Here is a 25,136-nt window from a genome sequence, read left to right as displayed (position 1 = left end):
TGATTGCATGCGTGAACAAATTGTTTATGAGTCTGGTTAACAAACTCTTTCCAGCACCATTCTCTGAGCGCAGTTTATGCCCCTTTCGCCCGATTCAGCCGAGACTCTTGCTCTGACAGCCCTGGGGTGGTTGGTCAGCAACGACGAGCTTTTGCCTTTATTTCTTGGCTCGACGGGCGCTTCGATCGGGGATGTTCGCAATCGGGCCGGTGATCGGGACTTTCTGACTTCGGTTCTCGATTTTCTGGTGCTTGACGATTCGTGGGTCATGGCGTTTTGTGACGCCAACTCAATCGCCTATGATCACCCGGCCCAGGCGCGGGCGGTTCTGTCAGGCGGCGGCGATGTACACTGGACCTGAACACCTTTTCCACAGGAGCACGCGATGCCAATAGAAGCAATCGTCTTCGACAAGGATGGCACTTTGTTCGATTTTGCCAAAACCTGGGGAACGTTCGGGCGCTCGTTGCTGATGCGCCTGACAAAGGGGGATGTAGACCGGGCGGTGGAACTCGGCAGCGTCATCGGATTTGACTTCGAGCAAGAGCGGTATACTACAGATAGCATTGTGATAGCCGCAACGGTCGAAGAAATCGCCGAAGTGCTTATTTCGCATGTTGACGATGTGACATTGCAGGAAGTTGTGGACATGATGAACGCCGAAGCCGCGGCGGCTCCTCAATCCCCTGCCGTTCCGTTGGGTCCGTTCCTGAAAGGGTTGCAGCAATCCGGGATCAAACTGGGCGTTGCGACAAATGACAGCGAGCATCCGGCATTGCAGCATCTGGAATCTGCGGGAATACGCGAACACTTCGATTTTATCGCCGGGTATGACAGTGGTCATGGGTTCAAACCGGGGCCAGGTCAGTTGCTGGCCTTTGCCGCACAGATCGGGGTCGAGCCGTCGCGCATCGCAATGGTAGGTGACAGTGTTCATGACCTGCAAGCGGGACGCGCAGCCGGAATGATCACCATTGGCGTTTTGACCGGATTGGCCGAAGCAGAAGCGCTGGCGCCGATGGCGGATGTTGTCCTGCCGGATATCGGTCACATTCCGGCATGGCTGGCCGAAAAATGATGCGTTGATCCGGAAAATCGACGAACAATTATAGAAAACCGACAAGCTCTGTCGCAGATGGAGCGGCCAGAAACGCGTCTTCGGGTCTTGCTTGTACCAAGCCAGAACGGAGGCAACCATGGCCGAGACCAACACACGCAAACGCCGCGGCGGAGGACGCGCAGGTGCGGCAGCGCGCAGGGGCAGCGCGGTGATTGACCAGATGCCGTGGGACCCACCCATCAACATAGATCGCCCGACTGAACCGCTGGATCAGGCCGGGATCGAAGCGATCCATGAAGGGGCCATGCGTATTCTGGAAGAGATCGGGATCGAATTCTACAATGAAGAGGCAATCGGCATCCTGCGCGAGGCAGGGTGCACGATCAAAGGTGACAACGTCCGCATGGGGCGCGATTTTGTCATGGAGATGATCGCCAAGGCGCCCAGCCAGTTTTCCATTACCCCCCGCAATGTTGACCACAGGATCGAGATCGGTGGAAAGAACATCCTGTTCGGCAACGTTTCTTCTCCACCCAATTACTGGGACATGGAGATCGGGAAAAAAGTGCCCGGCAATCGCGAGATGTGCCAGAATCTTCTGAAGCTGACGCAGTACTTCAACTGTATTCACTTCGCAGGCGGATATCCTGTAGAACCTGTCGATATTCATGCCAGCGTCCGGCATCTGGATGTGCTGTATGACAAGCTGACCCTGACCGACAAGGCGATGCACGCCTATTCGTTGGGCAAGGAGCGTGTCGAAGACGTGATGGAGATGGTGCGCATCGCGGGCGGTCTCAGCCACGAAGAATTCGAGGCCTCGCCACGGATGTACACTAACATCAACTCGACCTCACCATTGAAACATGACCATCCGATGATAGATGGCTGCCTGCGGCTGGCACGCCGTGGGCAGGCGATTGTGGTCACGCCCTTTACGCTGGCGGGGGCAATGGCGCCCGTAACAATGGCGGGGGCGGTTGCACAGTCTCTGGCCGAAGCCTTATGTGCCATCGCTCTGTTCCAATATGTGCGCCCTGGTAATCCCTGCGTAATTGGAACGTTCACGTCGAACGTGGATATGAAATCAGGCGCACCCGCTTTCGGGACGCCGGAATACATGCGCTCGACACAGATGACCGGGCAGATGGCACGATATTATAGGCTGCCGCTGCGTTCATCCGGTGTGTGTGCGGCCAATGTGCCAGACGGGCAATCCGTGTGGGAAACCTCGAATTCGCTCTGGGCGGCCGTGCAGTCAGGCACCAACATGGTGTATCACGCCGCCGGTTGGCTGGAAGGCGGCCTGATCGCGAGCCCAGAAAAATTCATTATGGATTGCGAAGTTTTGCAGCAAATTCAGCGCTATATGAACCCTGATCTGACCGCGACCGGGCCGGATGAGATTGCTTTGGATGCCATCCGCGCGGTTGGCAATGACGGTCATTTTTTTGGAATCCAGCATACACAGGACCGCTACACCACGGCCTTCTACCAGCCTTTCCTGAGCGACTGGAAGAACTATGAAGGCTGGGAGGCCGCAGGCGGCATCTGGACGGCTGAGCGTGCGCATCACATGTTCAAAGAGATCATCTCGAGCTTTGAGGCCCCTCCGATGGACGATGGTATCCGCGAGGAACTGGCCGAGTTTGTCGAACGCCGCAAGGCTGAAGGCGGTGCGCCGACAGACTTCTGACATGGTGAGTAGTGTCGGTTTGATACTCCGTTGCATTCACAGCAACTCGGGGCGGATTTTGGCTATTTGTTAAGGTTTCTCAGACCACAGTGCCAAGGACACCAATCTGAGGCATCCGATGCATGGTCTGATCAACCGGGCGATACAGTCTTTTGTCGGCGCAACCTATGGGCAATCCTGTTGGGTTCGCGTGACCGAAGGTGCGCGGCTGGGGTTTGTCGAGTTTGAAGCCATGCTCATCTATGATGATGAAATGACGACCCGTGTGCTCGAGGCCCTGAGTATTGATCTCAACCGACCGCAGGCGGAAATCCTTGAAGATCTGGGAACATATCTGGTGTCCCACCCGAATATGGAAGGGCTGCGCCGACTGCTCAGGTTTGGGGGGGTCACCTATGTCGAGTTCCTTCATTCCCTCGATGATCTTACGGATCGTGTAAGACTGGCTGTTTCTGATCTGAATTTGCCTGCGCTTGAGTTGAGAGAGCTTTCAGCCAAGGAATACCAGTTGTGCTGCCTTCCGGATATGCCGGGATTTTCCAGTGTTATGGTCGGGGTCCTGCGCGCGATGGCCGATGATTATGGCGCGTTGGTGATGCTGTCGCATGAGGGTCGGCAGGAGTGTTGTGAAATCATTTCAATCATTTTGGTCGAAAGCGCCTTTTCCGAGGGGCGCCATTTTGATCTGGGGGCTCGGAACAGATGACACATACTCAGGAACAGGCAGATCTTCTGGAAACACTTTGTCCGATGTTCTTGTTGGTGGACCGCAGCGGATGCATTCAACAAGCGGGCCCGACATTGCAAAAGTTGCGGCCCGAGTTGCCTTTGGTCGGGCTGGGGGTTCTGGACGTGTTCGAGCTGATCCGCCCCAGAACAGTCACCACCCTTCCCGCGTTGATGTCGATGGCCGGTGCCAAACTGCATCTGAGATTTCGCGATGAACCGCGTACGACCCTGAAAGGTCTGGTCGCACCCTTGCCCGAGTCAGGCGGTGCAGTCATCAATCTGTCATTCGGTATTTCGATTTTGGATGCGGTTCGGGATTACGCCCTGACGAGCGCGGATTTTTCCGGCACCGACCTGGCGATCGAGCTGTTGTATCTGGTCGAAGCCAAATCCGCCGCGATGGAAGCGTCCCGTTCACTTAATCTCAGGCTTCAGGGGGCAATGCTGGCCGCGGAAGAGCAGGCATATACCGATACATTGACGGGATTGAAGAACCGCCGCGCGATGGATCATTTGCTGGGGCATCTGATCCTGGCAAATTCTACATTTGCCCTTATGCATCTGGATCTGGATTTCTTCAAATCCGTGAATGATCGGCTGGGCCATGCAGCCGGGGATTACGTTCTGCAACAGGCGGCCCGCATCATGCTTGAAGAGACGCGTGGCGACGATACGGTTGCGCGGGTTGGTGGGGATGAGTTTGTCATTATTTTCAAAAACCTGACGCGGGTAGAAACTCTGGAGTCCATCGCGGGTCGCCTGATCGCGAGGTTGAATGAACCCATGATGTTTCAGGACCAACCGTGCTGTATCTCTGCAAGTATAGGAACGGCCTTGTCCACCCAGTTCAAGGTGCCCAAAGCCGCTGACATCCTTCACGCCGCCGACGTTGCCCTTTATCAGGCCAAGCGAGATGGCCGGTCCTGCCACCGCCTCTATTCCACTCTGATCAAAGCGCAAACCTGAGTTTTGCCTGTTTCCGGGTCAAAGATCTCAGCAAATTATCACGCGAGCTGAACGGCCTTTGTTACCTGCTTGGCAATCTGGTGCCGGATGGGTGGCAGTTCCCCAACCACTGGCAGCAGAACGCCTTTGAACCCTGCTTGGCTCAATCCGGCGGGCACGTCGTCTACTGCGTGCCCCCCGGTGCAGGCAAAGAACGGAAGGCACAGCGCCTGAGCCCCCGTGCCGGTAGCGGCATCGGAAATGGATGGTGGCTCTTCAACAAACCCAACGCGGACAGATTTGAAAACCAGCATTTCCTCAAGTTGAGATGCGAAATTCAGTGCCACGGCTGACGGGTTTCGGCTACGCCCCGACCCATGTGCAGCAATGACCAGATCGGTTGACGCAGTTACCCAATTTCTTACGGACAACTCAGATTGCAGGGCGTGCGCGGTCAATTCCGGTAGCTCTGGGTCAACACCCAATGGGTCCAGGATGCGCGCTTTGTGATCCCCTAACCGCTTGGGCAAAGCGCTGGTGACAAACCACCCATTTGCCATGAAAAGCGGATAGATGACCGTGTTCTCCGGCAGGCTGTTCAGCTTAGCCTCGAACGCGCCGGGCGCGGCCAGAGTTGCTGAATGCACCGTTACATGCTCGGTCAGGGCGTCGACTGTAGCCGCAAATGCAGCCAGGGCAGCCTCGGCCGGTTCCGGATCGGACGGCTGGCCATGAGCGACGATGATGGCATGTGGCATTTGGATCTCCTGACACGATATGCGTTAGGTGTCTCTGTACGAACCGAAGTCAACACTACAGTTAGCCCAGAACCGTTAGCCAAAGCCAGACAGTCAGAATGGATGTGGCTGTCCCAATGAGAACAGCCGAAGCTGCCACCCGCTTGGCGCGGCCATACATGTTTGCAAAGATATAGGCGTTGAACCCCGGCGCCATCGCCGCGTTCAACACGCCCGAGCGGAACAGATCCTGTGGCAGCCCCGTGGACTTGCCGAATGCCCACAAAAGGCTGGGATGCAGCATCAACGAGATTGCGCAAACAAAGGCGATGGTGCGCAGATCACCTTCGGGTTTGTATTTGACTAGTACCCCGCCCAGTGCAAACAGGGCGCCGGGCAGGGCGGCCCGCGTGATCAGACCAAGGGCTTCGTCCACCACAGCCGGGATGGCCAACCCGGACAGATTAACCACGAATCCCAGTGCAATACCAAGGATCAGCGCGTTCTTGAACATTGCGGACAGAACGGAACGCGCCATGCGTACGCCACCGTTTCCGCGATTGCGGACAACCTCCATCACAGTGATCCCCACGCCGTAACAAAAGGGGGAATGGAAGGCGATAATCGCATAATTACCTGTCAGGTTCTCGGGACCATAAGCGCGTTCAGTAATCGGCAATCCCAGCAGAACCGAGTTAGAGAACAGGCAACAAAACCCGATTGCCACGCAGTCTTCCCATTCGCGGCCGAAAAGGATGCGCGCACCAAAAAGGCCAGTGATGAAACACAGGGCGGCGGCGGAATAGAAACTTGCCAAAAGCCGGGGATCGAAACTGGCGCTGAGGTCCAGATGCGCGATGGCAAGAAACAATAGGCATGGGATCGCGAACCCTTGAGTAAATCTCATCAGCCCGTCGACATGGTATTCTTTGAAATATCCTGTTCGTGTTGCCGTGTAACCGGCGCCGATCACAAGAAAGACAGGAAGAATGACGTCAATCAGGCTTTGCAGCATTTGGCCCCCGTGCAACGGCCATGTTGCGATATCTTATGCAAAAGAAACAGGGGTCTGAAACGCGTGATGTATCACCATCCCGTCATAGGCGGGGGTGATATTGTCCGGCGTTTCCGCATCGACAGTCGCATAGTCAAGATCGATATGCATGTTGGTCAGTATCGCCTGATTTGGTTGCAGCTTCTCAATCCACTCAAGCGTTTTTTCCAGATGTGCATGTGTGGGATGTGGGCTTCGGCGTAGGGCGTCGATGATGAGATATTCCAACCCTTCCATTTCAGGCCATGCCTCGTCGTAAATTTCGGCAACATCCGGCAAATAGGCGAGCTGCCCCATTCGAAAGCCCAGAGAATCTATCGAGCCGTGATTGACCTTGAATGGACGAAACGGAATCGGTCCTCCGGGCCCTTCGATTTCGAACGGCCCGTCAATGGACTTGAGGTCGAGGATCGGAGGATAAGGTGACCCTTCGGGTTGTATGAAGGCGTATCCAAACCGCCCCAGCAGAGCGTTCTGGGTATCACCATCAGCCCAGACCGGAACGCGGGTTTTCATGTTGAACACGATCATGCGCAGGTCGTCGATCCCATGGACATGATCCGCGTGAGAGTGGGTATAGACCACACCATCAAGCCGCCCGGTGCCCGTGTCCAGCAACTGGCTGCGCATATCCGGGGTTGTGTCAATCAACACGGAGGTTCTGCCGCCGGGGCCGTCACGCTCAACAAGCAAGGAACAGCGCCGGCGAATGTTCCTGGGGTTTGCAGGATCGCAAGCACCCCAGTGACCACCCAACCGGGGTACACCGCCCGACGATCCGCAGCCCAGAATGGTAAATCGCAATTCGGTCATGCAGCGGCCCTGTACGTTGCCGCCTTGCTGAACAGCCGGTCAAAATTCGCCTGAGTTTGGGCGGCAAAAGCCGGATACTCCAGCCCGAACAGTTCGGCCCCTTTTCGGGCTGTATGCGCGGTATAAGCCGGTTCGTTTCGCTTGCCACGATAAGGGGGCGGCGCCAGATAGGGCGCGTCGGTTTCCACCAGAATGCGATCCACCGGCGCGCTTGCGAAAATGTCGCGCAACTCGTGGCTTTTGGGAAAGGCCGCAATGCCGGACATGGACAGATAAAATCCCAGATCCAGCGCGGCTTTGGCCAACTCGGCCGAGGACGAAAAACAGTGCATCACGCAGGAATAAGGCGCATTGCAATACTCTTCGGCCAGAATTCGGGCCATATCGTCGTCTGCGGCGCGGGCATGAATGATCAAAGGCAACCCAGTGCGCTGGGCAGCCTCGATATGAATGCGCAGGGATTGCATCTGAAGCTCAGCGCTGTCGGCAGTATAGTGGTAATCCAGACCGGATTCGCCGATGCCCACAAATTTCGGGTGCTGTGCCAACGCGACCAGTTCATCGACCGAGACCATAGGCTCGTCTGCGGCGCTCATCGGGTGGGTGCCTGCGGCGTAGAATACCGGTGCATGGGCTTCGGCAATTGCACGGACTGCGGGTTCATTGCGCAGTTTGGTGCAAATCGTCACCATCCGGGTCACGCCAGCGTCAGCCGCGCGCGAGATGATGTCGTCCAACTGACCGTCAAAATCCGGGAAGTCCAGATGGCAATGACTGTCGGTGATCTGGGGGATGTCGCTCATCTGACCTGGCCGGCGGTTTCCTGTATCTTGAACACCGTATCTAGGACCAGAGCGGCAGGGTCAAGGTTCACCGCCTGGCCATGTCGCGCGCGGGCTGTGATTGTCGCGGCGACTTCGGCCCAGCGACGGGCCTGATCCGAAGAATTTGACAGTCTGGCCAGCGTTTCCGCTTCATTCGGGGCGGCCTCAGAGGTCGGCGGTGCGCCGGTTGCCCCGGTCAGGGCCAGCCGAGACAAGGCAACATCGATCAGTGTCAGCAGCAGATCAAAGCGCTCGGCTGCGCCACGTTGGGCCGCAGCCTCGGCCAGGGCCAGTGCGCGCTGGCGGTCAAGGCGGGGCAGGGTACCCAGAATGGCAATCAGCTCGGCATAGATTTCAAGCCCACCAAGATTGATCAGGCGAACCGCGCCCCCGACCGAGCCAGCGGCCAAAGAAGCCAGATGTTCGGGTTGCGCTGGTAAGGTCGTCCCGGTTTGCGACAGCGCGTCCTGCATATCCCCGGCACTCAGGGGGTCCAGACGTAGGGTGCGGCAACGAGAACGGATAGTTGGCAGCAAGCGCGAGGGTTGGTGCGACACCAGCAAAAGGGTTGTACGCGCCGGAGGTTCTTCTAACATCTTCAGTAACGCGTTGGCGGCGCTGACATTCATCTCATCCGCTGAATCCACGATTACGACCCGGCGCCCACCATCGGCAGAGGACAGGCCAAAGAACTTTCCCAGTTTTCGGATGTCATCTACAATGATTTCGTTGCGCAGCCGCCCCTGATCATTCAGCGACCGGGCTATTGTGGCCAATCCCGGCTCGGCCCCGGCCAGTATGCGACGTGACACAGGGTGGTCGGGATCAATGTCGAGCGTCTCTGGCGGTGGCGGCGCGCCAAACAGCCCTCCGTCGTCTGCCAAAGGTGTTGCCAGCAAAAACCGCGCAATCCGCCAGGCCAACGTCGCCTTGCCGACGCCACGCGGCCCGGTCAGCAACCAGCCGTGGTGCAGGCGGTCCGAGTTATAGGCGGTCAGAAACGCCTGTTCTGCCGCATCCTGACCAAAAAGCCGGACGGTCTCGCGGGGATGCGGCGCACCGGGCACTTGATCCGGAGAGGGGATTTCGTCATTCATCGTCTATCGCAAAGCAGCCTGGACGATTTCTGTCACATCCTGTGCAACGCTGTCCATGTCCCGGTTGCCATCCACAATGCGGAAACGGTCGGAAAACTCATGGGCCAGTGCCAGAAAGCCCGCCCGCATCTTCTTTTGCAAGTCCGGGCCGAAATCTTCGAACCGTTCTTCCGCGCCTTGCCGTCCCTTGGCGCGGGACAGGCCGGTATCGGGGTCCATGTCGATCAGCAGAGTCAAGTCCGGCTCGCGCTTGATCATCAGGCTGTGCAGCTGATCAACAAGGCCGCGCAGGTCGCCCCGCGACAGGCCCTGATACATGCGTGTGCTGTCGGCAAAGCGGTCGCAGATTACCACTTGCCCTGCGGCAAGCGCGGGTTCGATCGTACGTTCCAGATGGTCGCGGCGGGCGGCCGTGAACAGCAGGATTTCCGTCTCGGCCGACCAGCGGTCGGGATCACCTTCCAAAACCAGGCTGCGGATTTCTTCCGCGCCAGGAGAGCCGCCCGGTTCACGCGTCAAAATGACCTCATGACCCTGCGCGCGCAGTTGATCCGCCAGCTTCCGCGCCTGAGTTGACTTGCCTGATCCGTCAATGCCTTCGAAAGTCAGAAATAACCCCGCCTTGGTCACATCGACTCCAGCGGGTTATTGATCACGTCTTTCAGAACAATGCCGCCAACAGTCAGCATACGCACGACAAATCCGCCAACTGCAACGTCTTCCGCCGCCACCAGCGGACGTCGTATTTCAGGCAATCCTTCAGGCTTGATGACAAGCTCGGCCAGTTGCTGGCCTTTCTTGACCGGAGCATTGACGGGACCCTGATACACAACTTCGGCCTTGACGTTCTGTGTCCCCAGAACCGGAAACAGAACCGTCAGATCGCCGTCAGGGACAAGACCTACGGTCTTTTTCTCGCCCATCCACAGCTTGGCTTCGGCTATCGGCGTTTCCGCGTTGGCAACTGTCCTCTCGACAAAATTTCGAAACGACCAGTTAACCACGGCCTCAGCCTCCTCTGCCCGTTGGCCGGTGCTGTCCAGCCCGCTGAGGACAAAGATGACACGCCGGTCGCCTTGTTTGGCGGAGCCGACCAGGCCGTATCCGGCCTCCTGCGTGTGGCCGGTTTTCAGGCCATCCGCGCCGATGCTCAGTTTCAGCAACGGGTTGCGGTTGCGGGCATTCGACGGCGCACGGCCATCGAATTCGAATACCTCTTCTGAAAACAGGGGGTAATATTCAGGGAAGTCGGTAATCAACCTGTCGGCCAGAACCGCCAGGTCATGAACCGACATCATATGTCCGGCGGCAGGCCACCCATTCGAATTCGCAAAGTTCGAGTTGTTCATACCCATCTGCTTGGCGCGTTGGGTCATATATCGGGCAAACCCGGCCTCTGTGCCGTCAGGGCTCAGCGCCTCGGCGAGCACCACGCAGGCGTCATTGCCTGACAGGACGATGATGCCGCGCAGCAGGTCTTCGACCCGAACCCGATCCTGCGTGTTCAGAAACATGGTCGAGCCGCCATAGCTCATCGCGTGTTCGGACACGGGCAGGGTTTCGTCCAGCGTCAATCTGCCGTCACGCAGCGCTTCGAAAGCTACATACAGCGTCATGAGCTTGGACATGGATGCAGGCGGCAAGGGCTGATCGGAGTCTTTTGCCAAAAGCACCGTACCGGTGGATTGATCGATCACATAAGCTGCGCGGGCAGATGTATCAAAAGCCTGAGCCGGAATTGCCAGCACGGTAAGCCCAATGGCCAGAACAGAAGTTCGCAATGAGGATAGCATCTTATGCCTCCTTGTATTTAGTCGGACACGGTGAACGCATCTTTGAAACCAAGATCCTTTACATCTTTTTGAATGGCTTTGCGTTCGGCCCGGGTTGCGGCAGGGCCAACCAGGACCCGCCATACTGTTTTGTTTTCGGTTTTCAGTTCCCGCACAACAGTCGACATGCCATTCCGGCGCACTTTCTCAGCAGCAGTATTCGCATTTGCTTCGACGCTGAATGTGCCGATCTGCACAAATGGTTTGCTCAGCGACGACGCAGCGCCTGTCGCTGCCGCTGCGGCCGGAACCGCTTCGGTCGCGTCAATCGCGGATGCTGCGCCTTCGATGGGGTCTAGTGGTGTTTCGGTGATTTCAGCGGGGTCTTTCTTTTGCCACCACTTCCGTTTTGCAGGCTTTTCAGCGGGGGCCTCGACGGGCGCATCTGACAACGCTGGTGTAGCTGCGGCTGCCGCAACATCTGCGGCCACATCAGCACCGCCTGTTGCTGCACCCGCCGCAGCCACGGTGGCTCCCGCAGCCGCTGCTGCTGCTGGCTCTTTTTTCTGCCACCACTTCCGCTTGGCCGGTTTCTTTTCAGCGGGCTCTGCCGGATCCTCAGCGGCTGCCGCCGCATCGGTGGTCGTTTCCGAACCTTCGGTCGCCTCGTTGGCAGAACTTTCCGCTTCCGCCGCGACTACTGCTGTACCGGCTGCTGCTGCTGGCGCCTTCTTTTGCCACCATTTCGGCTTGGCCGGTTTTTCGGTATTTGCCGCGGATGGGGCGTCGGTGGCCGCGGCGTCCGACACCGCAGCCGTATCCGTCGCCTCGTCTTCCGGTTTGGGCGCGTCCTCTGGTTGCGATTCCTTTACAGTTTCACGGCGTAGGGCGACGACACTGACCTTTGTCGGCGCGCCCGCCAGCATTCCGAGCTGTTCCGCAGCCGCAGATGAAACCTGAATCGCTGGGCCGGGCAGGTTGCGTTCACGTCGGAACAGGGCCCCTGTTACGGACTTGTTGTTTGCAGTGTTCGTAATCACGACACGCTCGGGCTGGGATACTTCCGGGTAGGCAACCCAGATACCGCCCAGCGAGGGCCTGCCATCCCAAAGCCCTGCTTCGGTGACCTGAAAAACCTCGGGGGCTTCGACGTCACGCTGCGAGCCCGAGGCCACCTCGGGAAGGAGTTCAGTTTTGTTTGAGTTTTCTTCAGGTTTTTCAGCCTCTTGAAGAATATCCTCACACCCGCTCAGAACTGTCAAAGTCAACGCCAGATACGCCAACCGTTTCGGTCCCGGGCGTGTCATGATCGCTCGCTTCATCTGCTTATCCCTTGCCTGAAGGGGTCTCGTTCTCGGAACCCCGCTGCCGGTCTGCTGGTTCTGCTTGCCAGCCTGTTTCGGTCTATTTCGGGGATCATAACGCGGCTGAAGAGTCATGGAAAGACCGCTGCGCGGGCTTCGGCAAGAAATCCCGATTTCGACTTGCCTCTGGCCGAACTTGCGCTTAGACCCTGCCTTCGACGGGGAGGTGGCAGAGTGGTCGAATGCGGCGGTCTTGAAAACCGTTGGGCGTGAGAGCGTCCCCAGGGTTCGAATCCCTGTCTCCCCGCCACTCATACCTGTCTCACTTCAGTTGTATTTTCTGATCCGGAATTGTTACGCAATTCCCGCGCGTTGGCGCATGCGCTTTCAATCAGAGACGAAGCAAACCGTACATTCAGAGGACAATTCAGGCGCGAGTCTCAGTGTCGCATTTTAGCGGGGTCGCTTTGGGCTGGATTTCCCTGATAACCTGCAATTTACAGGGAATATTCGCAAACCGGGACTGACTTCCGTCATTTCTTCTATCAGAACTGTATGTTTCTCAGAGGTTTATGTTGCAAATTCCCTAAAAGGTGGAACAGGGAATTTCCTCGTGCGAACAGGGAATTGTTCCGCCGGATCAGGGAGGGCGAAGTCTGTATCAGGGACGCAGGAGCTGGAGATGTCAGAAGCCGAACAGGCGTTCCTGTTCGGACCATTCAAGTGGGTGGGTCACGCTGACCAGACGCTTGAGTGTGAGTTCGGGCGGCTGGCTCCCGTCGAGAATCGCCGTTTGAATCTTTGGTGAGAGAAAGGCGAGCTGAGCACGGGTGCGGATGAAGGCGTCAGGGACGCTTTCGCGGCGGGCAATCTCCATCAGTTGAACTCCGGCCTTCAGATCACGGGCCCAGCCATGGGCGCGGATCAGCATGGACCGGAGGTGGGGATCAGGTTGGGGTGCCATGTCTCCGGCGATGACCTTGGCCTCGACGCCGCGGCGGCGCAGATCGAAAGATGCGGTGACGTGGGTGAGATCCGGGTGCAGTTGGTCCGCAGCAATGCCAACTGCGCTTGCCAGAGTTTTGGGGTTAAATTCGAGGTCGATCTGTCCTCGTGCAAGTTTGCCTTTGGCCAGAAGAGCAGCGCCGATCTGACAGCCATGGCCTAGAAGCCGGGTTACTAAATCCGCAACTGAAGTCTGAACTGCCTCGGCTGACCCGGCCTCCGGCTGCGCCAGTACTTGGTGCGCCGCGGCGGCGTCTTGCAAATGTCTGACGATGACATCAATGACCGCGTTTTCCAGCGCTGGGCCGGGCAGTCGCCAGCCAGAGATATCCTTGCCGCCTGAGATCAGTCGATTGGAGATATAGTAGCGCAACCGTCGGCCTTTGCGCGTGGTGTGGGTCGGCGTCAACCGATCACCAGTTTCGTCATACAGCAGACCGGTGAGCCAGGCCCCGGGGTCAGTGGAGTGTTGGCGCGCATCGGAGTCGCCGCGTGCCCGCGAGCGGTTGGAGGCCTGTCGCATTTTTTCCTGCACCCGGTCCCAGATGTCCTGATCGATGATCGCCGGATGTTGTCCGTCCCAGATCTTATCCTTGTGGCGGATTTTTCCGAGATAGACCGGATTGCGCAGCAGGTAATAGATTTGACCCCGTGACAGCGGACAATCCCCCTTCACACTGCCATCTGTCCGAACAACCCGTTTTGACCGCAGGTCTTCTGCCGTTGCCCGTTCTTCTACTTTGCGCAGGCAACCAAGCTCGTCATAAAGCCCAAAGAGATGCCGGACCGTTCTGGCCTCCTCTTCATTCACCACCAGCGTTCTTGCCTTCGGATCGGGGTGGCGATCATAGCCCAGAGGCAGGTTGCCACCCATCCAAAGCCCCTTCTTCTTCGACGCTGCAATCTTGTCGCGAATACGTTCGGCGGTGACTTCCCGTTCAAACTGAGCAAAGGACAACAGCACATTCAGCGTTAACCGGCCCATGGAAGATGAGGTATTGAAGGCCTGCGTGACGGACACAAAAGAACAGTTTGCCTGTTCCAGCCGGTCGACCAGCTTAGAGAAGTCGGCAAGCGACCGGGTCAGCCGGTCAATCTTGTAGACCACCACCATGTCAATACGCCCGGCATCGATCTCTTCAAGAAGGCGCTGAAGGGCGGGTCGCTCTAGGGTGCCGCCCGACAGGCCACCGTCATCGTAGCGCCCGGACAACAGGGTCCAGCCTTCATGTCGCTGGCTTGCGACATAGGCCGCGCAGGCCTCATATTGCGCATCCAGCGAATTGAAGTCCTGATCCAGACCATCTTCTGAGGACTTGCGCGTGTAGATGGCGCATCGGATTTTACGGCGCGGGCTCATTTGGCCGCCTTGCCGGTGAGCCCAAAGAAACGCGGCCCTGACCAATGCGCGCCGGTAATCTCTCGGGCGATGGCCGAGAGTGAGCGATAGGACCGACCGTTCCAAGTGAAGCCGTCTTCTGTAACGTCGACTACATGGGTCACACTATTCCACTCGCGTAGCAGGCGCCCGCCGGGTTTTAGGGCAGGGCATGTAGGCCGGGGTTTCTTCCCAGAGCCCTTTTCCAGCGTGGCTTTGACCTGGCGGGGTAGCCTGCCATGACGGCGGGACTGCATCTCAAAGGCGATAAAGCGGCGCAGAAAGGGTTGGCTGAGCATGGCGGGGGCAGGCTGATCAAACAGCTGCTGCCAAAGCGTGACCAGATCCGTTCGACCCATGGCGGCCAGATCGGCGACATCGCTCGTCTTCGTCATGACTCGCCGCCCTTGTTTGCTGTGAGGTGATATGTGGAAAAACCATGTGGCTTGTCGGATTTGCGCCGTTCAATCGTTGCGGCTGTCTTCCGCAGCCCACTCAATGCAGCTCGGACCGAATGAGGTTGCCACCCCGTTGCTTTGCAGAGCGCCTCAATGCTGGCGCCGCTCGGGCGGCGCAACAAGTGTTGCACCTTGTCAATTTTGGTTTGTTTGGATTTGGACATGTATTGTCTCCTCTGATCTGGGGTTGGCGGAACGCCAAACCCTGGTACCGAGGAGCGTCCGAATGGCTCGGGCGTGGGTTCAGTGATGCGTGGTTCACAGCAACAGTCCAGCTCTTTCTGGGGCAATCCCAAGAGGGGTGAGTTTTGCAGGGCGTTGCTGCCGTACCCCCGATTATTCGTCAACAATCTTAATCGGTTACTTTTGGTTTTGGGGGGTGCGTCTCCTAATGATGGCACCTACATTCGACCTAATCGCCCGGACTATCAGGGCGGGAAACTGCTCCCGCAGGCAGCACTCATTGGAAACACAGGTTTCCGCAGAGAGCATTCAAAGGAGCAACGTCTCGGATCGATTGGTCCGGGGAGTTGCGATTTGTGCTCTCTCCGATTTTCCAGCGCGATCCCTCCATCTCGACGTCCGCGCGGCGTCACGCAAAAGGAGGCGGTTATGCCTGCCAAAAACACACACAGCGACGTTCGGGCGTCCAATACGCCTATCTGGATGGCCGAAAAAGTTATCCAATCCCAGATCAGCCAGATCAAGCCCTACGCCAACAACAACCGCGTGCACGCGGCCAAGAATGTCGACAAACTGAAAGCATCGGTGGCCCAGTTTGGCTTTGTCACTCCGATCCTGTTGGATGGTTCGGGCACAATCATCGCGGGTCATGGCCGCTATGAGGCCGCTAAGGCCCTGGGGTTGAATTCCGTACCGACTGTTGTCGCGGATCATTTGTCAGAAGCGGAAGTGCGCGCTCTGCGCATTGCGGACAATAAGCTGGCGGAATTGTCGGACTGGAATGAAGCGGCGTTGCAGATCGAATTTGCCGAGCTGATGGACCTCAACCTTGATGGCGAGTTGAACTTTGATCTGGACATCACAGGGTTCGAAACACCGGAGATCGACATCATTATCGACAGCGTCGGTGAGGTGACGGTATCTGTAGCGGAAACTGTTGAGACGCCGAACCTTGCGGCACCCGCAATTGCGCAGCCGGGCGACCTCTGGGTTCTCGGAGATCATCGCATTTTCTGCGGGGACGCCCTTCAAGCCCAGAGCTACGACACCTTGCTGGAAGGCGAGACCCCGCAGATAGTCTTCACCGATCCGCCTTACAACGTGCCTGTCAATGGGCATGTGCGGTCCGGCAATAGCGCCGAACACCGCGAGTTTGCCATGGCGTCGGGAGAAATGACGGATAGCGAGTTCCGCGGCTTTCTTTCAGGCGCGATCACGCAGTTGTTTGACTGCCTGCCGAACGGAGGCATCGCGATGATCTGCATGGACTGGCGTCATATCGAAGAACTGATTACGGCGGGCAAAGCAGCTGGATTGGACCTCATCAATCTCTGCGTCTGGAACAAGACGAACGGAGGCATGGGCAGCCTTTATCGCTCAAAGCATGAGCTGATTTGCGTTTTCAAGAAGCCTGGTGCGCCGCACATCAACAACGTCGAGCTGGGCAAACACGGGCGCAACCGGACCAACGTCTGGGATTACGCCGGTGTGAACAGCTTTGGGGCAGGGCGCGAGGCGGATCTCTCAGATCATCCCACGGTGAAGCCGACAGCTTTGGTGGCAGATGCCATCATGGATGTGAGCCATCGCGGCGATGTCGTGCTGGACGTCTTTGGAGGGTCCGGCGCGAAGTTGCTGGCAGCTGAGAAAACCGGGCGCCAGGCGCGGCTCATTGAGCTCGATCCGGCCTATGTGGATGTCGCCATCCGCCGTTGGCAGGAAATGACTGGCGAGCGCGCCGTGCATTCGGTGACAGGCCAGGCGTTCGATGCGCGTTCTGCGGCCAACGACACCACTTCAGAACAGGAGGTGGGTCATGTCCGACGATACGAAAGAAGAGTATGAGGTGGGCTACGGCAAGCCGCCCAAAGCAACCCGGTTCAAAGAAGGCCGATCCGGCAATCCGAAAGGGCGGCCGAAAGGTGCTAAAGGCGTGAACGCCAGCTTGAAACGCGAACTGGAAACAAAGATTACAGTTCGCGAAGGCAGCCACGAAATCCGGATTTCCAAGGCTGAGGCAATTGCCAAGCGGCTCACGGCTGGCGCGTTGAATGGCGACACGAAATTGTTGATGGCGCTGCTGAAGCTGGACGCAGATCTGTTCAACACAAGTGACATGGACGCGCAAGAAAGCGTCCGTGCGGTTGAGCCGGACGCTGTCGACTACGAAATCCTCCGGGATTTCTTTTCCAGTCACCCGGATGGTGACGGCGGTCCTGAAGATGAAGAGGCCAATGATGTCGGCTCCTGATCCCAAAATGGTCCGGCAGGTCGCGCGCGAGGTTTGCCGGGACAATTTCTTTCCCTTTGTGTGGCGCGTGTTTGACACGCTGCATCAAGGGACGGACCGCGGCTTTGATCCGGCCTGGCATGTGCGGGCCATGTGCCATGAGTTGGACAATGTCCGCCGAGGCGAAAACAAGCGGCTGATCATCAACATCCCGCCACGTTGCCTGAAATCAGTCACCGTGGCCGTTGCATATGTCGCTTATCTTCTGGGGCATAACCCCAGCGCCAAAATCATTGTTGCCAGCTACGGGCTGGATCTGGCGCGCAAGCATTCCGAAGATTGTCGTCGGATCATGTCCGCGCGCTGGTACCGGGAAATGTTCCCTGAAACGGTCTTGGCCAAAAAGGGCAACACCTCAGAAGAAATCCGCACCACAAAGGGAGGCAGTCGCAAGGCTGTCTCCATCGGCTGCTCTGTCACTGGCCATAGTGCCGATTACATCATCATCGATGATCCGCTGAAAGCGGGTGATGCGGGTTCCGAAGCTGAACTGGCCAAGGCACAGGAGTTTATTGAGGGAAACTTGCTGTCGCGCTTTGACAACCCGGCCGAGGGGCGCGTTGTCATGGTTGCACAGCGGTTGCCCGAGATGGATTCGCCGGGCTACGTGCTGGAACGCGGTACCTATCGGCACCTGTATCTGTCTGCCATCGCCGAAGAACATGAAACGGTGCCTCTTGGGTTTGGAAGGGTCATGCACCACAAACCGGGTGATCTTCTTTGCCCGTCTCGTTTGGATCAGAACACGCTGGATACCAAGCGTCGCGAAATGGGCGCAGCTGTGTTCAATTGCCAGTATCAGCAGAACCCAGTTGCGCCAGACGGATCGCCGCTGCGCTGGGAATGGTTCGGGACCTACGAGACCGTCGAAGATCGCCAATGGTTCCAGCTGGTTGTTCAAAGCTGGGATACGGGGATGTCTGCGGATCCCCGGTCCGACTTCTCGGCCTGTACAACCTGGGGGTTCCGCGAAAATGCGTGGTACCTTCTCGACGTCTGGCGCGGGCAGGTGGACTACCCAGACCTGAAAGCCAAGGCGCTGCAGCTTGTCGGCCGTTGGGATCCGGATCGCGTTCTGATCGAAGATGCGGCCTCCGGCAAACCGCTTCTGGACGAGTTGTTTCGTGATGACCGTCGGCGCTATGAACGCATTAGACCTGACAAGGACAAGGAAACCCGTTTCCAGTCCGCGTGCGGTCCTGTCGAAGAGGGCAAGGTGCATCTGCCTGCAGATGCACCCTGGCTGGCGGCGTTCAAACGGGAACTGCAGTCCTTTCCGCGCGGGCGAAACGACGATCAGGTCGACAGCTTTGCCCATTTTCCGAACTGGTCCAAGGGCCAGGGCTTCTACCGGGCGCTGGGTCGCGATAACCAGATCAACTTCGAACGTCGGGAGCGAAATCGTGAGCGGATAAGACGGCGGTAGAACAGAAAATAGAGTTCGAGGCCGGTATTCGGCCTTGAACCGCACAGCCAAACCTTGGTCATTGGGTCTGAAGGGCGGGAAGCGAACCTTCGTCGTGTCAATCCCGAACTCCGCTATGCGGCCTAAGCCGAGCTAGAGCTTGTCCACGCCGGTCATATTGATTGAATTCCGAAAGTGTGGAAACGTTCATATGGTAGACGCGTTAACGGCGATATTTCACATGAAGCGTATCCTGTTCTCAGTTGTGTTTTGTTTTCTGCCTGCGATGGTGCTGGCGGACAAAGTTGCCTTGGTAATTGGCAATGCGAACTACCAACATGTCAGCAATCTCAAAAACCCGTCGAATGATGCGATCGACATTGCAGAGGCATTGCGCAGGATCGGGTTTGAGGTCACAACAGGTCTTGATCTGGATTACCGCGACATGCGCCTTGCCATACGTGACTTTGGAGAAAAGGCAAAAAACGCCGAGTCGGTCATCGTATACTTCGCCGGCCACGGCATCGAGTTGGACAACACGAACTTCCTGATCCCTGTCAGTGCGGAACTGCGGAGCGACCGTGACATCGAACTCGAGGCAATCCGCCTCAACACATTGATTAGCTCCATCGCGGGCGCACCCGGCTTGAAGATCGTGTTGGTTGACGCCTGCCGCAACAATCCATTCCTCGCGACTATGGAGCGCACAAACAGCACCCGCTCAATTGGACGCGGACTTGCACGTATCGATCCGGGAGGTGTGTTGGTTGGATATGCTGCAAGGAGCGGAACGCTGGCGCTTGACGGCGATGGCCGCAACAGCCCCTATGCTCAGGCTCTGCTCAACCACATCGAGGAACCCGGACTTGAGATTGGCAAGTTGTTTCGGCGAGTCCGCGACAGGGTTTACACTCTGACAGAAGGCTATCAGGAGCCATTTACTTATGGCTCGCTTCCCGCCAGAGACATTTTTCTTGTTCCAGATGCGGCTGCAGGCTCGACGCCAGAGGAAGAAATTGAGCGTGTCGAAGACCAGATTTATGCGGACTTTGAACTTGCGCGTTCGCTCGGAAGGCTTGATGCGATCGAGATGTTTCTGGAGCGATACGAAGGCGAAAGGGATCATTTTGCAGTCGCGCTCGCCCTTTCGTTGCGGGACGACTTGCTTGCTGAGCACCAGAAGGACGAAGTGCCGGGCAACAGTAGTACTGCGCGAGACAAAGTAGCAGCTCTTGTGCCGACATCGCCTCAAAGCGCGAAGGATGATACAGAGACGCGCAGCCTGATCCGTGATATACAAACTGAGCTAAATCGCGTTGGCTGCAGCGCTGGCACAGCGGACGGTGTTGCGGGCCCACGCACGAGATCTGCTTTCTCTCGGTATATCAGCGCTAGAGAGAATCTTGGACTGACGCCTGAGAGCCTCGAGACCAGTGAAACTCTTGCCGCACTTCGAGGAGAGCAAGGAAGAGTCTGTAATCAGTTGGTCGCGCCGTCTTTCGCGACTTTTGATGGTGACTACATTGTCTTAATCAGACGCAGATGGGACGATGATTATTGGCAAACAACCAGTCGGCCCGACAAGGCCTATTTCCCCGGAAAAATCGAGCCACTTGCAGCCTTGCGCATCAATCGCAATGGAGACAAGCTGACCTTGCTATCTGCCCAAGGCTTTGCGGCCGAAGGGCCTTGGTTTAGGGACTTCACTGGCAAATTCGATGACTCCGGTCAGTTGAAATTGCGCTTCACATTGAGTTCGCATTTCGGGCAGGCGACACCCTATAAGGTCAATATAAGCGTCAAACTGCCCGAAGGACTTTCGCCAGGAAGAAGGCTTGTCTACGAGCCGCGCAGGATTGACGGGCAGTTTTTTCTGAATTTTCTAATACGCCGTGTCAGTTGAAACTTTAAAGCGATGTCCTTGCCTGCTCCGCAAGAAGACCGTCGCTCTGGGCTCCTCGTCGCTGTTCGCCGCAGATTTCGCCAAGGTCTTGTTTGGGCCGATTTCGCCCACAAGTTCGGACGTTCTGAGGACTCGGGTACTCAGACTTAGCTGCTTCAAATGACTAGGTTCCTTGGCCGCCCAAACACGTCGCCTAGTGTCTAAAGTCCAATGCTCAGGCGGGTTCTATACTTTGGCCATATCCCATAAACCGATCAACATGGTCAGGTTACGCCAACAAATTTTGAAGTGGAAAACTGAGGCAAGGCGAAGACTGGTTGCAAGTACTGGTGGACCCTTCGAGCAACGAGACAAACGAGCTCTTTCGGAGACTTGCCGAAGATAACCCATTGATGACGATTGCGTTCATCCTCGGAGGGTGTCGGCACGACACCTTGCGGTGGAGCACTGTATCGGCGATCGGGCCGGTTCGCCGCGCCCAAGAACGAAATTGTGAGCGGACTACGAGCTACATGGTTCGGTCGTCATTCCGCCGTCAAAGGAACACGTCAACCGCCAGAAGCCTCTGCAACACATCCATCTGCAATTTTCAGACCCCCAATCTGCGCTAACAAACTGACGATCGCGTCAACGCCCGTTCGGTGGCGTAGGGCCGAAAACACGAAAGGTCGGCCCTTTCGAATTTGCGTGGCGTCGCGCTCCATCACTTCGAGCGACGCGCCGACATGGGCGGCGAGATCTGTTTTGTTGATGATCAGAATGTCCGATTTCGTTATCGCAGGACCGCCCTTGCGCGGAATTTCCTCACCCGCTGCAACGTCGATCACGTAGAGTGTCAGGTCCGCCAGTTCCGGGCTGAATGTGGCCGACAAATTGTCGCCGCCGCTTTCGATCAGAACTATATCCAAGCCGGGGTGACGGGCCTGCATCTCTGCCACGGCGGCCAGATTGATCGAGGCATCCTCGCGGATCGCGGTATGCGGGCAACCGCCGGTTTCGACACCGATAATCCGGTCCCGGGGCAGAATCTGCATCCGCATCAACGCTTCGGCATCCTCTTGCGTATAAATGTCGTTGGTGATGACACCAATCGAAAAGGCCTCGCCCAGGGCCTCTGCCAAAGCGGCAGTCAGGGTCGTTTTACCAGCGCCAACCGGGCCGCCGATACCAACGCGCAGGGGGCCGTTCATACTGCTCATGTTCGGAATATCCTTGAATATTGAGTTTCATGTTTCATCGACAAGATATCGGACAGGAATGCGGTTGAACCCAGTTCATCAAGGCCCGTGTGTTGTGCTGTTTCCGCAATCGAAGTGCAGAGCGGGGTCAGATCACGAATCAGCCGCTGAGCATCGGTCTGTCCCAAAGGGACAAGGCGGGTTGCGCAGGCCACAAGATTGCTCATGAAGGCCTGAAGGAACATCTGCGACACCAGCGGGCGCGGCAGATTCTGCATCCGCGCGGCACGGCCCACCGCGACCGGGTAGGTGAGGCGCCGCAGGTCGAGCCCCCAGATATCTCCGGTCACGGATCCGAAAGCCTGACCCAGAAGGTCGGATTCCATCAGCCGTTCCGACCCGGCGCAAAAGGCGCGGGCGGAGGCATCGATTCGGGCCAACGCGGCCCTGTCATCGGCGTTATACGCGGCCACAAGAAATAGCGCGTCATTCCAGCCCGAGCCATGTTGCAGTATCGTGGCGACCCAGTCGCCTGTCTGGTTTGCGCTGGCGACCCGGCCCAGTTCAATCGCTGCCTCCAGCCCGTGGGAATAGGCGAAGCCCCCAACCGGATAGGCGGGGGACAACCATTGGGTCAGTGTCAGGATGTCAGAGCTAGTGGGCGTGACCATGGGTCCTGCCGTGGCCATAGGCCCCGCCTTCGGGGGTGAAGGGTTCGACGACTTCGCGAATATCGGCCCCCAGTTTCATCAGCATGTCGCGAATGACGTGATCGCGCTGGATCAGCAGCCTGTCAGATTCGATTTGGCAGGGTGTGTGCCGGTTGCCGATATGCCAGGCAAGGCGCAGCAGGTGGTCACCCTTTACCTCCAGCAGCTCTTCGGGGGCCGCGACGATTTCAATCTCACGACCGTCTTCCAATACCAGAACCCCGCCATGATCCAGCGATTTGGTGTTGGAGAGATCAACCAGAAACGCCTCGCCATCATCCGTGGCCAGCATCTTGCGGCGCAGGAAGCGGCCATCATAGTCCAGCGAGACCTGCGCATGAGCGGGTGCATGCGCATGGTCGTGGTAGATACGAGCGGTTTTGATCGCGGTGGTCATCTTGGTGCTCCTTGTATCTCAGAACATAAAGTATCGCTGCGCCATCGGCAGCACCTCGGCAGGTTGGCAGGTCAGCAATTCACCATCGGCGCGGACCTCGTAGGTTTCCGGGTCTACTTCGACATGGGGCGTCGCATCGTTTAGCGGCAAATTGCGTTTGCCAATCTCGCGTGTGTTCCGCACAGCGACTGTTTTCTTGGCCAGGCCTAGAGTTTCACCGATCCCGTCCGCCTGCGCTGCTGCCGAGACAAAGGTAATCGCCGAGTGCTCCACCGACCGCCCATAAGCCCCGAACATCGGACGGCTGTAAACAGGTTGCGGTGTCGGGATCGAGGCATTTGGGTCGCCCATCTGCGCGCAGGCAATTGTACCGCCCAGCAGAACCATCTCGGGTTTCACGCCGAAAAAGGCCGGGTTCCACAGGACAAGATCGGCGCGCTTGCCTACCTCGATGCTGCCGATTTCATGGCTCAGACCGTGGGCAATCGCCGGGTTGATGGTGTACTTGGCGATGTAACGGCGGACCCGCAGGTTGTCGTTTTCACCGGTTTCCTCGGTCAGACGCCCTCGCTGTTTCTTCATCTTGTCGGCGGTTTGCCATGTGCGGATCAGCACCTCTCCGACCCGGCCCATGGCCTGGCTGTCAGACGCGATGATCGAGAACGCACCCATGTCGTGCAGGATATCCTCGGCCGCGATGGTCTCGCACCGGATGCGGCTTTCGGCAAAGGCTACGTCCTCGGGGATGGACTTGTCGAGGTGATGGCAGACCATCAGCATATCCAGATGTTCCTCGACCGTGTTTACAGTGAAAGGTCGCGTCGGGTTGGTCGAGGAGGGAAGAACGTGATTCTCGCCACAAATCTTGATGATGTCAGGGGCATGGCCGCCACCTGCGCCTTCGGTGTGGAAGGCGTGGATGGTGCGTCCTTTCATGGCGGCGACAGTGTTTTCGACGAAACCGGATTCGTTCAGAGTATCGGTGTGGATCATCACCTGTACATCCATCGAATCGGCCACCGACAGGCAGCAGTCGATGGCGGCAGGGGTCGTGCCCCAATCCTCATGCAGTTTCAGAGCGCAGGCCCCGGCATTGACCTGTTCCTCGAGCGCAGCTGGCAATGAGGCGTTGCCCTTGCCCGCAAAGGCGAGGTTCATCGGGAAGGCATCCGCCGCCTGCAACATCCGTCCGATATGCCAGGGGCCGGGGGTGCAGGTGGTGGCCAGCGTGCCATGGGCCGGACCCGTGCCGCCGCCTAACATGGTGGTCAGGCCGGAATGCAGCGCGTCTTCGATCTGCTGAGGGCAAATGAAGTGGATATGGCTGTCGAACCCGCCTGCGGTCAGGATGCGCCCCTCGCCCGCGATGGCTTCGGTGCCGGGGCCGATGATAATGTCGACACCTGGCTGCGTGTCGGGGTTCCCCGCCTTGCCGATCCTGGCGATACGCCCGTCTTTCAGACCGACATCCGCCTTGTAGACACCCGAATGATCCACGATCAGCGCATTGGTGATGACTGTATCCACCGCCCCCTTGTCCCGTGTGACCTGAGACTGCCCCATCCCGTCGCGGATCACTTTCCCGCCACCGAACTTGACCTCTTCGCCATAGATGGTCAGATCGCGTTCGACCTCGATGATCAGGTCGGTATCGGCCAGCCGCATTTTATCGCCGGTGGTGGGGCCGAACATGGCGGCATAGTCGGAGCGTTTGATTTTTGCTGGCATCACAACGCCCCCATGACCTTTTGATTGAACCCATAGACCTTGCGTGCGCCGCCGATCGGGATCAGCGAAACCTCGCGTTCCTGTCCCGGTTCGAACCGCACGGCGGTGCCGGGGGCGATGTCCAGACGCAGGCCATGGGCGGCAGCGCGGTCGAACTCCAGCGACGGGTTGGTCTCGGCAAAATGATAGTGCGAGCCGACCTGAATCGGGCGGTCGCCAGTATTGGCGACCATCAGCGTCAACGGCTCGGCGCCCAGGTTGAACGTGATTTCGCCTTCAGCGGGGAAATGCTCGCCGGGGATCATTTGTTTAGCTTCACCATCAAGGCAACAGCAGCCAACGCGACAATCGCGAGGCCCACGGCCAGAGCGGCATAGTCCGTGCCATGCGCGTGGATATGCGTGCCGTTATGCGCGGCGGCGGGGCCAGCCAGGATCAGAACAGGGAAAAGCATGCGGGTCATATCAGTG

26 protein-coding genes, 1 tRNA gene and 1 pseudogene are annotated in these 25,136 nt (G+C 57.7%); 10 read left to right on the top strand and 18 right to left on the bottom strand.

Translation table 11 applies throughout. The features are described from left to right. Nucleotides 1–76 precede the first annotated feature (76 nt). The 5 genes from I9188_RS05645 (at nt 77) to I9188_RS05625 (ending at nt 4,451) form a co-directional block, all read left to right on the top strand. Nucleotides 77–361, top strand: coding sequence for a DUF3572 domain-containing protein (locus I9188_RS05645; RefSeq protein ID WP_209504429.1), 285 nt, complete (start codon nt 77–79; stop codon nt 359–361). A 24-nt stretch (nt 362–385) separates the two neighbouring features. Further along, nucleotides 386–1,078: an HAD family hydrolase gene (locus I9188_RS05640; RefSeq protein ID WP_209504428.1), complete on the top strand. Its 693-nt coding sequence runs from the start codon at nt 386–388 to the stop codon at nt 1,076–1,078. 118 nt (nt 1,079–1,196) lie between these two features. After that, nucleotides 1,197–2,756, top strand: coding sequence for a trimethylamine methyltransferase family protein (locus tag I9188_RS05635; RefSeq protein ID WP_209504427.1), 1,560 nt, complete (start codon nt 1,197–1,199; stop codon nt 2,754–2,756). Nucleotides 2,757–2,874: 118 nt separating this feature from the next. After that, a complete protein-coding gene (locus I9188_RS05630; RefSeq protein ID WP_209504426.1) occupies nt 2,875–3,462 on the top strand; it encodes a heme NO-binding domain-containing protein in 588 nt (195 codons plus the stop codon). Then, nucleotides 3,459–4,451 carry a diguanylate cyclase gene (locus I9188_RS05625; RefSeq protein ID WP_209504425.1) on the top strand — a complete coding sequence of 331 codons (993 nt, stop codon included), beginning with the start codon at nt 3,459–3,461 and terminating at the stop codon, nt 4,449–4,451. Before I9188_RS05630 ends, I9188_RS05625 begins: the two co-directional genes overlap by 4 nt. Before the next feature lie 38 nt (nt 4,452–4,489). On the opposite strand, the gene I9188_RS05620 is transcribed toward I9188_RS05625, so the two are convergent. The 9 genes and pseudogenes from I9188_RS05620 to I9188_RS20180 all read right to left on the bottom strand — a co-directional run. Next, nucleotides 4,490–5,188, bottom strand: coding sequence for a CbiX/SirB N-terminal domain-containing protein (locus tag I9188_RS05620; RefSeq protein WP_209504424.1), 699 nt, complete (start codon nt 5,186–5,188; stop codon nt 4,490–4,492). Nucleotides 5,189–5,249: 61 nt separating this feature from the next. Beyond that, on the bottom strand, nt 5,250–6,182 hold the full coding sequence (locus I9188_RS05615; protein ID WP_209599572.1) for an AEC family transporter: 933 nt from the start codon (nt 6,180–6,182) through the stop codon (nt 5,250–5,252). Between the two features lie 33 nt (nt 6,183–6,215). Continuing rightward, the gene (locus I9188_RS05610; protein ID WP_209504422.1) at nt 6,216–7,034 is read right to left on the bottom strand and encodes an MBL fold metallo-hydrolase; all 819 of its coding nucleotides are present in this window, start codon (nt 7,032–7,034) and stop codon (nt 6,216–6,218) included. Continuing rightward, entirely contained in the window at nt 7,031–7,837 is an 807-nt protein-coding gene (locus tag I9188_RS05605) for a TatD family hydrolase (RefSeq protein WP_209504421.1), read from the bottom strand. The genes I9188_RS05610 and I9188_RS05605 overlap by 4 nt, the downstream gene beginning before the upstream one ends. Further along, nucleotides 7,834–8,955 carry a DNA polymerase III subunit delta' gene (locus I9188_RS05600; protein WP_209599571.1) on the bottom strand — a complete coding sequence of 374 codons (1,122 nt, stop codon included), beginning with the start codon at nt 8,953–8,955 and terminating at the stop codon, nt 7,834–7,836. The genes I9188_RS05605 and I9188_RS05600 overlap by 4 nt, the downstream gene beginning before the upstream one ends. Nucleotides 8,956–8,958: 3 nt before the next feature. Further along, nucleotides 8,959–9,585: a dTMP kinase gene (gene tmk, locus I9188_RS05595; RefSeq protein WP_209504419.1), complete on the bottom strand. Its 627-nt coding sequence runs from the start codon at nt 9,583–9,585 to the stop codon at nt 8,959–8,961. Next, a complete protein-coding gene (locus I9188_RS05590) occupies nt 9,582–10,748 on the bottom strand; it encodes a D-alanyl-D-alanine carboxypeptidase family protein (RefSeq protein ID WP_209504418.1) in 1,167 nt (388 codons plus the stop codon). The genes tmk and I9188_RS05590 overlap by 4 nt, the downstream gene beginning before the upstream one ends. Nucleotides 10,749–10,765: 17 nt before the next feature. Further along, a complete protein-coding gene (locus I9188_RS20440; RefSeq protein ID WP_348540328.1) occupies nt 10,766–10,984 on the bottom strand; it encodes an SPOR domain-containing protein in 219 nt (72 codons plus the stop codon). A 618-nt stretch (nt 10,985–11,602) separates the two neighbouring features. After that, a pseudogene (locus tag I9188_RS20180) lies at nt 11,603–12,049 on the bottom strand (SPOR domain-containing protein); the annotation flags it as partial. 202 nt (nt 12,050–12,251) lie between these two features. On the opposite strand from I9188_RS20180, the gene I9188_RS05580 reads away from it, so the two are divergent. Next, nucleotides 12,252–12,341, top strand: a tRNA-Ser gene (locus I9188_RS05580). Between the two features lie 375 nt (nt 12,342–12,716). On the opposite strand, the gene I9188_RS05575 is transcribed toward I9188_RS05580, so the two are convergent. From I9188_RS05575 to I9188_RS05565, 3 genes are read right to left on the bottom strand one after another with little or no spacing between them, the layout of a single operon-like run. Beyond that, nucleotides 12,717–14,396 (bottom strand): recombinase family protein, encoded by a 1,680-nt coding sequence (locus tag I9188_RS05575; RefSeq protein WP_209504416.1) that lies wholly within the window; start codon nt 14,394–14,396, stop codon nt 12,717–12,719. Further along, nucleotides 14,393–14,809 (bottom strand): DUF2924 domain-containing protein, encoded by a 417-nt coding sequence (locus I9188_RS05570; protein ID WP_209504415.1) that lies wholly within the window; start codon nt 14,807–14,809, stop codon nt 14,393–14,395. Before I9188_RS05570 ends, I9188_RS05575 begins: the two co-directional genes overlap by 4 nt. Beyond that, the gene (locus tag I9188_RS05565) at nt 14,806–15,036 is read right to left on the bottom strand and encodes a DUF3489 domain-containing protein (protein WP_209504414.1); all 231 of its coding nucleotides are present in this window, start codon (nt 15,034–15,036) and stop codon (nt 14,806–14,808) included. The genes I9188_RS05570 and I9188_RS05565 overlap by 4 nt, the downstream gene beginning before the upstream one ends. A 448-nt stretch (nt 15,037–15,484) precedes the next feature. On the opposite strand from I9188_RS05565, the gene I9188_RS05560 reads away from it, so the two are divergent. From I9188_RS05560 to I9188_RS05545, 4 genes are all read left to right on the top strand, one after another. After that, a complete protein-coding gene (locus I9188_RS05560) occupies nt 15,485–16,900 on the top strand; it encodes a DNA methyltransferase (RefSeq protein ID WP_245223701.1) in 1,416 nt (471 codons plus the stop codon). Further along, entirely contained in the window at nt 16,872–17,306 is a 435-nt protein-coding gene (locus I9188_RS05555; protein WP_209504413.1) for a DUF5681 domain-containing protein, read from the top strand. The genes I9188_RS05560 and I9188_RS05555 overlap by 29 nt, the downstream gene beginning before the upstream one ends. Next, entirely contained in the window at nt 17,293–18,771 is a 1,479-nt protein-coding gene (gene terL / locus I9188_RS05550; RefSeq protein ID WP_209504412.1) for a phage terminase large subunit, read from the top strand. Before I9188_RS05555 ends, terL begins: the two co-directional genes overlap by 14 nt. Nucleotides 18,772–18,991: 220 nt before the next feature. Next, nucleotides 18,992–20,653, top strand: a complete 1,662-nt coding sequence (locus I9188_RS05545) for a caspase family protein (protein WP_170417841.1) — start codon at nt 18,992–18,994, stop codon at nt 20,651–20,653. A 548-nt stretch (nt 20,654–21,201) separates the two neighbouring features. Here the strand turns inward: I9188_RS05545 and ureG are convergent. Genes ureG through I9188_RS05515 form a run of 6 tightly spaced genes read right to left on the bottom strand, consistent with a single transcriptional unit; the run spans nt 21,202 to nt 25,129 of the window. Beyond that, on the bottom strand, nt 21,202–21,852 hold the full coding sequence (gene ureG, locus I9188_RS05540; RefSeq protein ID WP_209504411.1) for an urease accessory protein UreG: 651 nt from the start codon (nt 21,850–21,852) through the stop codon (nt 21,202–21,204). Next, nucleotides 21,849–22,502, bottom strand: a complete 654-nt coding sequence (locus tag I9188_RS05535) for an urease accessory UreF family protein (protein WP_209504916.1) — start codon at nt 22,500–22,502, stop codon at nt 21,849–21,851. Before I9188_RS05535 ends, ureG begins: the two co-directional genes overlap by 4 nt. After that, nucleotides 22,486–22,938, bottom strand: coding sequence for an urease accessory protein UreE (gene ureE / locus I9188_RS05530; protein ID WP_209504410.1), 453 nt, complete (start codon nt 22,936–22,938; stop codon nt 22,486–22,488). Before ureE ends, I9188_RS05535 begins: the two co-directional genes overlap by 17 nt. Before the next feature lie 18 nt (nt 22,939–22,956). After that, a complete protein-coding gene (gene ureC, locus I9188_RS05525) occupies nt 22,957–24,666 on the bottom strand; it encodes an urease subunit alpha (RefSeq protein ID WP_209504409.1) in 1,710 nt (569 codons plus the stop codon). After that, nucleotides 24,666–24,971: an urease subunit beta gene (locus I9188_RS05520; RefSeq protein WP_209504408.1), complete on the bottom strand. Its 306-nt coding sequence runs from the start codon at nt 24,969–24,971 to the stop codon at nt 24,666–24,668. The genes ureC and I9188_RS05520 overlap by 1 nt, the downstream gene beginning before the upstream one ends. Next, the gene (locus I9188_RS05515; RefSeq protein WP_209504407.1) at nt 24,968–25,129 is read right to left on the bottom strand and encodes a peptidase M23; all 162 of its coding nucleotides are present in this window, start codon (nt 25,127–25,129) and stop codon (nt 24,968–24,970) included. Before I9188_RS05515 ends, I9188_RS05520 begins: the two co-directional genes overlap by 4 nt. Between the last annotated feature and the right edge of the window lie 7 nt (nt 25,130–25,136).

This window comes from Ruegeria sp. HKCCSA071, from assembly GCF_017872555.1.
Taxonomy (GTDB): domain Bacteria; phylum Pseudomonadota; class Alphaproteobacteria; order Rhodobacterales; family Rhodobacteraceae; genus Ruegeria.
The sequence above is the reverse complement of the archived record's forward strand: the minus strand, read 5'-3'. Positions and strand labels throughout refer to the sequence as shown.